The following is a 12013-nucleotide window of genomic DNA, read 5'->3' as shown; positions in this document are numbered from 1 at the left end:
CTTACATTTTCAATTCTTTTTTCAAAAGGTTGACCTGGTTGGTGAGTTTTTCAATTTCTGCATCGCCGGCAGCTTTTTGTTTCCGGATCCAAGCCAATTTTTTATTCGCTTCCTCCAATTGCTTCTTGAGTTGGGCATTTTCATTGTTACGGGTAAGTAAATTTGCTTTAGCCGTTTCGATTTCATTCTTCAATTGGCGGTTTTCCCATTCCAGATTGTTTTGTAAATCGGCAATTTCTTTTCTCAGATTATCGCGTTCAGCTGTAATTCTTTTCAGATTGTTTTCTAAAGAAGTGATTTTTTGTTCTTTGCTTTGGGAAGTATATTTCATCTGATCCGATACTTCGTTCAATTCGGATTTCAGTTCACTTTGTTTACTTTCTACAGTACGGAGTTTACCATATAAATCGTCAATGATCTTATCTTTGGCTGCATTATTTTCTGTCAGCTGATAACGTACTTTGTTAAACTCATCTTTGTTTTCCTGCAATTTCTTTTCCAGGTTACGTTTATCGGTTTTCAATTGTGCTGCTTCCCGTTCTACCATACTTTTGTCTCTGGCCAATTCGTCAAATTTCTTTTTAGAGACACAAGAAGTAAGTGAAAGGGATAAAATGGAGAATCCGAGTATGTATAATGCCTTCCGTTTCATATGTTTATAATTTTATTTTCAGTATTGAAGAAGACTTTCCTGTCAGAATTACTTTCTGAGGAGATGCTAAAGCATAGGAAAGATTCTTACCGTTTTAATTTTTACTATTCCCGAAATAGCTTTGGTTTTAATGATTATAATTATTTACTTTGGGGCAAATATATAAATAAAAAATAGAATTGCTATGGATAAAAAGCTTCTCTCATTAATAATATTACTTTTCGGGATTTTTTCCACTCTTTCTGCTCAGGAAGACAATAGAATAACGATAAAAGGAGTGGTTGTCGATGCAACTACCGGGGAACCGATTCCGTTTGCAAATTTGGGAGTTTTGGGAACTGTAGCAGGGGTAGCTTCCGATATGGATGGAAATTTCGAACTGCTGTTACCGCTTAGTTTAGAAAAATATAAAGTCCGGGTATCTGTAGTGGGGTATACTTCTTATGAAATGAATGTAGAAGACGTAAAAGGAGAGGAGAACATGAGAATAGCATTGAAGCCCGTTACTTACGGTATCGGAGAAGTAGATGTGTATGCCGAATCGCTGGTATATAAGAAAATGATACGTCAGGTTGTAGAAAATATCGGTAAGAATTACCTCTCGAAACCTTATAATTATGAAGGTTATTTCGAATATATGACTTCGGAAGAGGATCAACCGGCCCGTACGAAAGAAGCTATTGTGGAGATTTATGACCGTACCGGATATAAGAGAAGTGATGTACAAACTGCTTTTAAGGATTTGAATTATCGTTTTCGGGAAGTCCGCAGAAGTGAAGATACAGGAAAGGTTTCTGATGGGTTGAATTATTTTGACGATATCCTAACGGCAGATATCATCCGGAATACCCGGAACGTATTAGATATCAGCAATGCCCGGGATTATAAGTTGAAAAATAAAGGACGTATATTATACGAGGGCGACTCCGTACAGGTCATTGCTTACGAAGTCAGTGAACCTGCTTTATCTACTTCCGGAGACGCTTCCGTTACAAGTTACAGCGGTGAAATTTATATTCATCTCAAAGATTTGGCTGTATTAAAAAATGTGACGTATATTTCTGCTAAGGATTTCAATATTTTGGGACGAAATTTGGTGGCAATTGATTCGCCGAAACAGGAAAATGTAAAAATGACAATTATTACAAATTATAAGAAGTTAAATTCTGCTTATTTCCTTAGTGGAATAACCATTCAATATACATATAAAGAAGGGGAGAAGAATAAAAATGGACGGATGCAGTATGTGACTACCCGGCTGAATGCAACAAATCCGGAAGTTTTCCAAGGCCGGATGTATTATGAAGATATAGAGACGAATAGAGATTTTTGGGAAAATTATACGGTATATTTCCAGGAAGACTAAAAATGAAATAGGATAAACGTCAATCTTTTGATTTTGGAAGAGGAGTGCCTTTGGAAAAGGATGAAGCTGCAAACTACCCTTATTAAAAGCTGATATAGCTTGACGGCATTACCGTAACCGAGCTATAACGCCTCTTTTAGAATCGTAATAACACAGGAAAAGTCGCTGAAATTATTTTAAAAAAATATCTTCTTTTTGTAAAGGTTTTTTCTCAATATGCCATTGAAAATCCCTCAATTTCATTTCCTGAGGTTCGATTAAAAATAAGGGATTTAATTGTCCTTCAGGTTTTTTTATAAAAATAATATCCTTGACTTTTCTGTTTTCTATAAATATCTTAATGTAGGAACTCAAGGCTTTGTTCATGCCAATAATGACTCCTTTGTCATCGGGATAATAAAGCGTTTCTCCGTTTCCATCCACATCTACCAGATAGAGTTCGTTATTTTTCATATGTCCGATCATATTACGACCTTTGATCTGATTGAATTTAATTGTATCCAGTTGATTGATAATCATTGCTTTATCATTCAGATGAAATTCCTGTATGACATTATTATTCATAAGCATATCGATAGCTGTAGCTGTCATTTGGTTGCCGCTGGCCCAGACAATGGGACTTCCGGAAAGATAAACGGTAGAATCTGCGACGGGAAAGGCCATCGAATCGCATACCCCTTGCAATTGGGGACTGAAAAATTTAGTGTGGTAATAAGCTTTTAGTACATTATTACCTGCTGTATCTTTGCTAACGGATAAAGTATCTCCGTGAACAAAGAGAGAATCAGGATTCCCCACTAGAGTCAATACGGCCTGATCGACCACATAAGCATAATCGTTATTTTTTAAGACTTCTCCGTAATTACCTTCTACAATTATATTGTTTACGGTATCGTATAAATGCAGATTATTCTTAAGAATAGCGGTATTGCTGACACTGTCTACATACATAGTGTCGGCTTTTCCCCAAAATTCGTTGTAGGTGATTTTATTATTTTTATACAATTCGGCATGTGCTGTCAAAGAATTGTACCAACCGTCCTCCGAATAGAGGGTCCTGTTGTCTCCGTATATGGTCGTCGGTCCTAATATCGATATTATTTTAGTAACTGTATGATATTTCATCGTATCGGAGTACAGCTCATAACCTTGGGTATATACTTTTACACTATCTTTAAAAAACATCTGATCATCCTGTGTAAAATAATACCCTTCATCGCTGATAAGGGTCGTCACACTATCTTTAATGGTTCCCTTATTAAAATAGTATCCGATTTTGGTAAAAGCATTATAATCCAGGAAATCCGTCGTAAGGGTAATTTCAGGATCTTTTAATACCACATTATTCCGTACTTTGGCCAGTTGGGAATTTCCGTTGTAAGTCATAAAATCTCCCCATAAATTTAAAGTATCGTTTTGGACGGCATGTACATTTCCGAAGGCTTCGATATAATTACTATCGGCATACTGATAAAGGCTGTCACAGTCCATCAACATATCTTCGTGTTTCAGCTTTACGTTTCCGATCAGTTTATTCCGTCCCTGATCGGTTTCCGGTTTGTAGAAATCGGCATGTAAGATCCGTATAGTGGTTTTCTGTTGGGCAACAGCCGGAACAATCATTCCTGTCAGACAAATGAGAAGGAGGCTATTTTTAATCCATTGCCGATCGAATAACCGGAAAGAGACAGGGGAAAATATTTTCAACTTCTTTTTCATTTAAGTCCGTTTTCTAAAGGGGCAAACGGGATTTTTATTTTATAGAAGAGGAAAGAAGGCTGTGCAACTTTCCTCTTCAGTTTGTCATATTTCTTTACGATACATAGAAGAATAAGTTCCGGAATAAACTATTTTATCCAACCGTCGTAACGGAACTTGGAATTTTTATATGAATCATCGATATGGATATAGGTATTTGCTTGTTTTTCTTTAATCCATTTTTCTAGTTTATCCATTTGTTTTTCATTCTTCAGTAACATTTCGAATATTTGCCAATCGTCTTCCAGGTTTGCTTTGTGTTGAGGATAGAAAGCTTTTACTTTTATGATTTTATACTCTTCCCGGGCTTCTGATTTTGAAACAAAAGGTTCTGAAATTTCACCTACTTTCATGCGGTTTACTTGTTTGGCCATATCCCCTTCGATTTCGGCTTTTTCGATGCGGGAATCGCCGTTTTTACCCGACATAAGTCCTCCGTTATTCCGGGTTTGTTTGTCTGTAGAAAAATAATAAGCGGCATCTTCAAATGTCATTTCCTGGTCCAGGATGTATTGCCGTATGGAATCCAGTCGATGGATAGCTGCTTCCCGTTCTGAATCAGATATTTTAGGCTGTAAAATAATATGCCGGACATTTATTCTTTCTCCTTGTCTGTCTATGAGCTGTATAATGTGAAAACCGAATTCAGACTCCACAATTTTAGAAATTTTTCCGGGCTTCAAACTGAATGCAGCCTCTGCAAAAGCCGGATCCCACATACTTTTAGTGGAATATCCCAGTTCGCCTCCCCGGACAGCAGAACCGTCTTCCGAATAAAGTACGGCTAAAGTATTAAAAGTCTTTTCTCCACTCAAAATCTGATCCCGGAAACCTCTTAATTTTTCCCGTATCCGTTCTTTTTCAGCTTCACTTACTGTAGGTTTGATAACGATTTGTTGGATTTCGTATTTATCCGGTATATCCGGCAGACTATCTTTCGGTAGTTTTTTATAGAATGTCTTTACTTCGGAAGGAGTACTCCTGATTTTTTCTACAATTTTTTGTTGCATCATTTCTGTAATCAGTTTCTCCCGGATGGGGGCACGCATATCACTTTTGATTTCCTCTATGTTTTTCCCAAAATAAGCTTCCAGTCTTTCCCTGGAACCGATATTTGATGTCAGATATTGTATGCGGGAGTTTACTTCGTTTTCCACTTCGTCTTCTGTAACGGAAATACTATCGAGCTTTGCTTGTGCCAGCAGTAGCTTTTGCATCAGTTGCCTCTCTAAAATTTCAGCCCGGTAATCACTGCTTGTGGATATGAGACCTTGTCCCTGTTCGTGTAGAAACTCATTCTCAATGTCAGATTTCAGAATGATTTCTTCCCCTACAATGGCAATGATTTTATCTACCACATTATTTTGTGCGAAAATATAGCTGCTGCAATATAATATTGTTAGTAACAAAAAGCCTCTTCTCATTCTATTTTATTTTATAAATTTGTATTAAATGTGTATTTCTCAATCAGCCCTCTAAACTAATACATTTTATTGAAACCTGAGAATGTTTCTCACATTTTCAATTTTCAATTTTTATTTTTCCATGGATTTTAGTAGATTTTGACATAATTTTTACGCAGAGCCTCTTCGTTAATCCTTTTGTCGAGTTCATTTTCAAATTCCAGTTTCTTTTTATTTTTTAAAATCAGAATAATTTCGTCTCTCACATAATCTACGGGAGCAATCTCCTGTTCTTTGCAAATTTCCTGAATTTTGAGGAAGTATAAATTTTCCTCGTCTTCTTTTTCAATGTATTTTAGAGATAAAATTTCTTTTTCCAATTCTCCGGAAGAAGGGGGAAATAGGTTAATTAAATATTTGGATTCGATCCATTTGTGTTCGAAATCGTCAAATTTTTTGGCATTGGTAATACAGTATTCTTCCAGTTTCTCTCGGTCTTTTACCTCTTCCGACCGAAACCATTTCTTTACTTCTTTAATATTGGAAGCCGATTTGGGGATAATAAAAAATATAGCTTTTACGACGGGAGTCGTCAGTATAAAATTTTGTTTATTGGCTTCGTAGTAATTTTCGATATCCTGTGCCCTGATCTCTGCCTGTAATTTCTGTGCAATCAATTTTTGTTTGTATTTATGAATGAGGAGAGAGGTACGGTAATCTTCTACTTGTTTATGTATGTTTTTTTCTTGTTCCGAAAGATTTTCTATGGCTTTGTGAAGGAGTAACTTTTTGGTAATCCAGTTTCGGATATAGTTCTGGGACATTAAAATACTATCTTCACGGGAAGTCCCGGAAGGGATAAATGCCAATACTTCAGAATACATTAATTCCGAGTCGAAGACCTTAACTACAGGTTTATCGTCTTTAAGCTGACGAAATGTACAGGAAAAAAGGAATGAAAAGAAAAAAATTATAAAGCAAAATTTCATTTCGTTCGGTTTATATAATTACAAAAACAGGACAGATAAAGCCGGGCGACCGGAAATTCTGCAGCAGCAAAACTTCCGGTGCGGAGTTTTGCTTTTTATTATCTACTATAATTAGGTGCCTCACTGGTAATGGTTACATCATGAGCATGACTTTCTGTTATCCCCGAGCTGGTGATTTTTACAAATTTGGCTTGATGCAGGGCTTCGATATCGGGTGCTCCGCAATAACCCATACCGGCTCTTAATCCTCCTATCATCTGATATATGACTTCGTAAAGGGAACCTTTGAAAGGAACGCGGGCTACAATTCCTTCCGGAACTAATTTTTTTATATCGTCCTCTGCATCCTGGAAATAGCGGTCTTTCGATCCTTTTTGCATGGCTTCCAGCGAGCCCATGCCCCGGTAGGATTTGAATTTACGTCCATTATAAATTATGGTTTCCCCTGGTGATTCCTCTACGCCGGCAAACAGAGAACCGGCCATGACGCAGCTGGCTCCCGCAGCTAATGCTTTTACGATATCTCCCGAATAACGCAGTCCCCCGTCAGCAATCACCGGTACATCATATTTTTTCATCGCTTTAGCTACGTTGTATATGGCGGTCAGTTGAGGAACCCCTACACCTGCAATAATACGGGTGGTACAGATGGAGCCGGGACCAATGCCGACTTTAACCGCATCCGCTCCGGCCTCAGCCAGTGCTATAGCAGCCTCCGCTGTGGCAATATTTCCAACGACTACCTGCAGCCTGGGAAAAGTGTCTTTTACTTTGCGTAACATATCGATGACTCCTTTGGAGTGACCATGAGCTGTATCGATGACAATCGCATCCACATTCGCTTTGACAAGAGCTTCAACTCTTTCCATTGTATCGGCAGTAACTCCGACACCTGCCGCTACCCGTAAACGCCCTTTGGTATCCTTGGAAGCCAGAGGTTTGTCTTTTGCTTTCGTGATATCTTTATAAGTTACCAGGCCGATTAATTTGTTGTGTTTGTCTACGACTGGAAGTTTTTCGATTTTATATTGCTGAAGGATTTCAGCTGCTTTTTGCAAGTCTGTACTTTCGGTTGTTGTGACCAGTTTTTCGCTGGTCATCACTTCCTGAATTTTACGATTCATTTGGGTTTCAAACCTTAGATCCCGGTTGGTTACAATTCCTACCAGTATATTATCGTTGTCGACAACGGGGATCCCTCCAATTTTAAATTCTTTCATCAAATCCAGTGCATCTTTTACCGTTTTATAGGGTTGAATGGTTACAGGCGCATAGATCATTCCGTTCTCAGCTCTTTTTACCATTTCTACCTGACGGGCTTGTTCTGAAATGGTCATATTTTTGTGAATAACTCCGATTCCGCCTTCCCGGGCTATGGCTATGGCCATAGCCGCTTCCGTTACCGTATCCATAGCTGCAGAAACAATGGGAGTTTTTAATTCTATTCCCTTGGAAAAGCGGGAAGTCAAATCCACATTACGGGGCAGTATTTCCGAATATGCCGGCACTAATAGTACGTCATCAAAGGTTAATCCTTCGGCAGTAACTCTATCTTCTATAAACGACATTGTAAATGATTTTGAATTAAAATATTGGGACGAAATTACTAAAAATCCCCGTAGAAAATCTGTTTTTAGACTTTTTTTGAAGAAGAATGATCAGGTGTTGAATGGTTTATCTGTTCAAAGGTGTAATCGAAAATTCCGGAAGATCAGAAGATTGGGGATACTTTGTGTCTGCTGAATAATTTTTCAAGGAAGTATAGGAGAACATTGATACTGTACATTTTACCGCATTCCATCTTTCTTTTTCTTATTGCAAATGGATCTTTTTGTATATTTGCCGGGGAGAGGAGGGTTTATTATGAAGGATATAAAAGATATCTTAAAGCAATATTGGGGATACGAAGATTTTCGTTCTTTACAGGAAGAGATCGTTCGCTCTGTAATAGCCGGAAAGGATACCTTGGCCCTGATGCCGACCGGAGGAGGAAAATCTCTCACCTATCAGATAGCGGCATTGGCTAAAGAAGGTATGTGTGTCGTTATTACCCCATTGATCGCTTTAATGAAAGATCAGGTTGAAGATTTAAAACACCGGGGAATTTCTGCTGAAGCGATATATACGGGTATGTCCCGGGAACAAGCCGAATCTATCCTTAATAAATGTATAGGTGCTAAAATGAAGTTCCTTTATATTTCTCCGGAACGTTTGGCTTCTGAGAAATTTCGGGTGCGTTTAAAGCAAATGAAAATATGTTTATTTGCTGTGGATGAGGCTCATTGTATTTCTCAGTGGGGATATGATTTTCGTCCCACTTATCTGAGAATCGCAGAAATACGTACATTTTTTCCGGGAGCTCCGGTTCTGGCACTGACAGCGACAGCAACACCGGTGGTAACGGAAGATATTCAGAAACAATTAAAATTTGCCGCTCCTCATGTCTTGTCTAAAAGTTTCCGGAGAGAAAATATCGCTTATATTGTTCGGAAAGTAGAAGATAAATTGGGCGAATTACTTCATATTTTGCAGAAACTATCTGCCTGTGCAATTGTCTATACCCGTAAGAGAGAGACGGCCGAGCAATTGGCAAATTTTTTGAACGGAAATAAGATAAAGGCCGATTTTTATCATGCAGGTTTGAATACTCAGCAAAGAGAAAAGAAGCAGGAAAAATGGAAACAGGATGAAGTTCCGGTAATGGTGGCTACAAATGCTTTCGGTATGGGCATCGATAAACCGGATGTGCGCATCGTGATACATTTTGATATTCCCGATAGTTTAGAAGCTTATTTTCAGGAAGCCGGACGGGCCGGACGGGATGGGAAAAAGGCTTATGCTGTATTACTTTATAATCAGGCTGCATTGACGGCTTTAAAAACCAGGATTACAAAAGATTTTCCTGAGAAGAAGTACATCAAACAGGTTTACGAATGTTTGGGGAATTATTTTCAGATTGCGGAAGGAAGCGGACAAGGATATGCTTTTGAATTTGATCCGGAAGTTTTTGTGAAAAATTTTGAATTAGATTATAGTCGTACCCTTTCTGCTATTCATATTCTTCAAGTAGGAGGATATATCGAATGTACGACCGATATTCATTCCCGTTCCCGCATTTGTTTTTCGGTAAGCCGGGAAAAATTGAACGAATTTATACCGGAGAATGAATATGAAGAGAAGGTGTTGGTAATACTTATGCGTAAGTATCCGGGAATTTTTACGAAATATGTATATATCAGTGAGACATATCTGACAGAGGAGATCGGTATAAAAGGGGTAAGGATGTATGAGGTTTTGCTTTCTCTGGCCAAGAAAAAGATTGTCAGTTATATTCCGGGGAATGACCGGCCTTATATTGTTTACCACCAACCTCGTTTACCTTTATCTTATTTACAGATATCGCCTGAGGCTTACGAAGACCGGAAGCAAGCTTATACAGCGAAAATCAATGCTGTCGTACGGTATGTAGAAGAGAAAGAAGATTGCCGTCAATTAATGCTGATGCAGTATTTCGGCCAAAAGGAAAAGGAAACTTGCAAGATATGCGATATTTGTTTAAGCCGGAAAAAGAAGAAAAATTTGCCCGACAGGAAAAAAATAAAAGAATCAATTTTGCATTTGCTGGGGGAAAAGGACTGGAATATAAAAGAATTGTTGTACCAGTTGGACGATACAGAGAGGGAAGAGGGAATAGCAGAATTGAGGGAATTGCTTGATGATAATGTGATTTATTATAAACAGCCGACTTTATTGGCCATCCGGAAAAATGATCTGAACGGAAAATAGAATATTCCGGTTAAACTCCTTCTTTCGGACCAAATAAGGTGAGATGTAACCGGTCGCAATACCTCCATCCGTTTTGCAGACAATGGCGGAGTGTTTCCCGGCTATGAGCTTGAACTTCAGTGGGAATGGTTCCTAAAGGCATAAGAAGTATATCCGATTTATGCCACTTTTTCAGGGAGGAAAGCAGGGTCTTAATTTCTTGAATATCTTTTGTTGCTGTATATACGAATTTTAATTGGAAATCTTTTCCATTCGAACGGGCATGGTCTATGAATTGCTGAATGCAAAGAGGGTTCAGGGGGACTCCTGATTTTTGTTTTCCGGAGAAAGCAGGGGACTGGGAGCTGCTTAATTTAGGTGAAAGACTGAAAAAATCGATTTGTTCCACCAAATCTTTGTCGTATAAGGTGGCATTTGTTTCTATGCTCACGTGGTATTTCCGGCTTTGTTTTAAAGCTTTACATAAGTTTGTGAGTGCATCCGCCTGTAAAAAAGGTTCACCTCCGGTAATCACGATATGATCCAAATTTTCTGTATTAGCCCGGATGAGTCTACAAATTTCTTCTGTTTCCAGAGAAAAAGTATTTTGTAAACGATATGCGGCATAGGCCGTATCGCATTCCGTTAATTTTCCCTCGGAAGTGCTCCAATGGCAATGTAAATTACAACCGGCAACTCTCACAAAAAGAGAAGGTATTCCACATAACTTTCCTTCCCCCTGGATGGTCCCCGCAAAGGGGAAACCCGAGGCCGGAAGGGAGGAGAGGGGATGCCCTGCCGCGTCTTTGACAATGGGAAAGATACCGTCTTTGGCCAGATGCAACATAAAACTCAGGCGTTTATTAATTTTTCCCACCAATCGGCTGTTTTCCATTGTTCTGTAATTCCCGGAGAAAAGTGTATATCCCGCACAGAAAAATGTACCTCTTGTAAATCTTCCCGGAATGCTTCGGCATACCCCGTTGCTGTCTCATGCACCCGTACAGAGGAGACTTCTATGTTGCCTTCTCCGTTTTCGAAACGGGTATTTTTCAGGATCAGATCTATGACATAGAGAAAGATAAGGGCAAATCCTTCGGCAGAAGGGGAAAGGGGAAATTCCGCTACCCGACGATTATATTTATAAATAAAATGTTTCAATTCTTCTGCCTCACCTTTCCAAAGTGAATAAGTGTGGTCAAAACTTTCGATAAACATCTTTACTTTATCCAGCAAACTGAAATCCATGACCATGCAACCGCGATCCAGTTTATCGGAACGAATGAACACTTCTACGATATAAGAATGACCGTGTATATTTTCCCGGCATTGCTGAGAAGAACAATTCCGGACAATATGGGCTCCTTCGAATTTAAATAATTTTCGGATAATCATAACTTTTATTTTTTCAGAAGAGGGTCTTCTATTCCTGCCTCAGCGAAAGCCCTGGCTCGCAGAAGACAACTATCACAAGTGCCGCAAGGTCTTTCTTCTCCCCGGTAACAACTCCACGTCAAGCTGAAATCCACACCTAATTTTATTCCTAACCGAATTTCGTCAGCTTTGGTCATATGTAAAAAAGGAGCATGAATGGTGATTCTCCGCTTCTTTTCTGCCCCCAGTACCGTACCGAGATTAACGGCTTCTTCCATGGCTTTTATAAAGCTTTCCCGGCAATCGACATAGCCGGAATAATCTGTTTCACTCACTCCGATAAACAGATCGCTGATTTCCAGTGCATCGGCATAGGAAGCTGCAACGGAAAGAAAGACCATATTCCGGGCCGGCACATACGTTGCCGGAATGTCTGTACGGTTGACATTGCCCTTATCGATTTGTACGGCTGGATTTGTCAACGAACAATCTCCCCATTGATTCAACAGTAAGCGGACAAATTTGTGTTCTTTTACCCCTGCCGCCCGAGCAACTGCCTTGGCACTTTCAATTTCTTTATCGTGTTTTTGCCCGTATTCAAAAGTAAGGGCATATACTTCATCGAATCCTTCGTTTTTAGCTACGTAAAGAGCTGTAGAAGAATCGAGCCCCCCTGATAACAATACAATCGCTTTTTTCATTCCCG

General features: G+C 39.0%; 10 protein-coding genes. 2 read left to right on the top strand and 8 right to left on the bottom strand.

The window, feature by feature from the left end; genetic code table 11:
- Position 1: 1 nt before the first annotated feature.
- On the bottom strand, positions 2-652 hold the full coding sequence (locus HMPREF9449_RS04905; protein WP_009136134.1) for a hypothetical protein: 651 nt from the start codon (positions 650-652) through the stop codon (positions 2-4).
- A gap of 184 nt (positions 653-836) precedes the next feature.
- Here HMPREF9449_RS04905 and HMPREF9449_RS04900 point away from each other — a divergent pair, with 184 nt between their 5' ends.
- Positions 837-2018: a carboxypeptidase-like regulatory domain-containing protein gene (locus HMPREF9449_RS04900; protein WP_009136133.1), complete on the top strand. Its 1182-nt coding sequence runs from the start codon at positions 837-839 to the stop codon at positions 2016-2018.
- Between the two features lie 171 nt (positions 2019-2189).
- Here HMPREF9449_RS04900 and HMPREF9449_RS04895 read toward each other — a convergent pair whose 3' ends face one another.
- The 4 genes from HMPREF9449_RS04895 to guaB form a co-directional block, all read right to left on the bottom strand.
- The gene (locus tag HMPREF9449_RS04895) at positions 2190-3737 is read right to left on the bottom strand and encodes an OstA-like protein (protein WP_009136132.1); all 1548 of its coding nucleotides are present in this window, start codon (positions 3735-3737) and stop codon (positions 2190-2192) included.
- 128 nt (positions 3738-3865) lie between these two features.
- Entirely contained in the window at positions 3866-5200 is a 1335-nt protein-coding gene (locus HMPREF9449_RS04890; protein WP_009136131.1) for a peptidylprolyl isomerase, read from the bottom strand.
- A 128-nt stretch (positions 5201-5328) separates the two neighbouring features.
- Positions 5329-6063 carry a peptidyl-prolyl cis-trans isomerase gene (locus HMPREF9449_RS04885; protein ID WP_147640021.1) on the bottom strand — a complete coding sequence of 245 codons (735 nt, stop codon included), beginning with the start codon at positions 6061-6063 and terminating at the stop codon, positions 5329-5331.
- 203 nt (positions 6064-6266) lie between these two features.
- Entirely contained in the window at positions 6267-7736 is a 1470-nt protein-coding gene (gene guaB / locus HMPREF9449_RS04880) for an IMP dehydrogenase (RefSeq protein WP_009136129.1), read from the bottom strand.
- A gap of 295 nt (positions 7737-8031) precedes the next feature.
- Here guaB and HMPREF9449_RS04875 point away from each other — a divergent pair, with 295 nt between their 5' ends.
- Complete coding sequence (locus HMPREF9449_RS04875) at positions 8032-9954, top strand: RecQ family ATP-dependent DNA helicase (protein ID WP_040611639.1); 1923 nt, start codon at positions 8032-8034, stop codon at positions 9952-9954.
- Positions 9955-9964: 10 nt separating this feature from the next.
- On the opposite strand, the gene HMPREF9449_RS04870 is transcribed toward HMPREF9449_RS04875, so the two are convergent.
- The 3 genes from HMPREF9449_RS04870 to queC are packed head-to-tail and all read right to left on the bottom strand — an operon-like array spanning position 9965 to position 12008.
- Positions 9965-10828, bottom strand: coding sequence for a 7-carboxy-7-deazaguanine synthase QueE (locus HMPREF9449_RS04870; protein ID WP_232211406.1), 864 nt, complete (start codon positions 10826-10828; stop codon positions 9965-9967).
- A complete protein-coding gene (locus HMPREF9449_RS04865) occupies positions 10786-11328 on the bottom strand; it encodes a 6-pyruvoyl trahydropterin synthase family protein (RefSeq protein WP_009136126.1) in 543 nt (180 codons plus the stop codon). Before HMPREF9449_RS04865 ends, HMPREF9449_RS04870 begins: the two co-directional genes overlap by 43 nt.
- A gap of 5 nt (positions 11329-11333) precedes the next feature.
- Positions 11334-12008 (bottom strand): 7-cyano-7-deazaguanine synthase QueC, encoded by a 675-nt coding sequence (gene queC / locus HMPREF9449_RS04860; protein WP_009136125.1) that lies wholly within the window; start codon positions 12006-12008, stop codon positions 11334-11336.
- Positions 12009-12013: the final 5 nt, after the last annotated feature.

Origin of the sequence: Odoribacter laneus YIT 12061, from assembly GCF_000243215.1 — a bacterium.
GTDB lineage: Bacteria > Bacteroidota > Bacteroidia > Bacteroidales > Marinifilaceae > Culturomica > Culturomica lanea.
This window is presented reverse-complemented; position numbering and strand designations above follow the sequence as displayed.

Coding starts and splice junctions, on each gene's coding strand:
- HMPREF9449_RS04870 (WP_232211406.1), bottom strand. CDS start 10,828: ATGGAAAACAGCCGATTGGTGGGAAAAATTAATAAACGCCTGAGTTTT.
- queC (WP_009136125.1), bottom strand. CDS start 12,008: ATGAAAAAAGCGATTGTATTGTTATCAGGGGGGCTCGATTCTTCTACA.
- guaB (WP_009136129.1), bottom strand. CDS start 7,736: ATGTCGTTTATAGAAGATAGAGTTACTGCCGAAGGATTAACCTTTGAT.
- HMPREF9449_RS04890 (WP_009136131.1), bottom strand. CDS start 5,200: ATGAGAAGAGGCTTTTTGTTACTAACAATATTATATTGCAGCAGCTAT.
- HMPREF9449_RS04900 (WP_009136133.1), top strand. CDS start 837: ATGGATAAAAAGCTTCTCTCATTAATAATATTACTTTTCGGGATTTTT.
- HMPREF9449_RS04865 (WP_009136126.1), bottom strand. CDS start 11,328: ATGATTATCCGAAAATTATTTAAATTCGAAGGAGCCCATATTGTCCGG.
- HMPREF9449_RS04875 (WP_040611639.1), top strand. CDS start 8,032: ATGAAGGATATAAAAGATATCTTAAAGCAATATTGGGGATACGAAGAT.
- HMPREF9449_RS04905 (WP_009136134.1), bottom strand. CDS start 652: ATGAAACGGAAGGCATTATACATACTCGGATTCTCCATTTTATCCCTT.
- HMPREF9449_RS04885 (WP_147640021.1), bottom strand. CDS start 6,063: ATGTATTCTGAAGTATTGGCATTTATCCCTTCCGGGACTTCCCGTGAA.
- HMPREF9449_RS04895 (WP_009136132.1), bottom strand. CDS start 3,737: ATGAAAAAGAAGTTGAAAATATTTTCCCCTGTCTCTTTCCGGTTATTC.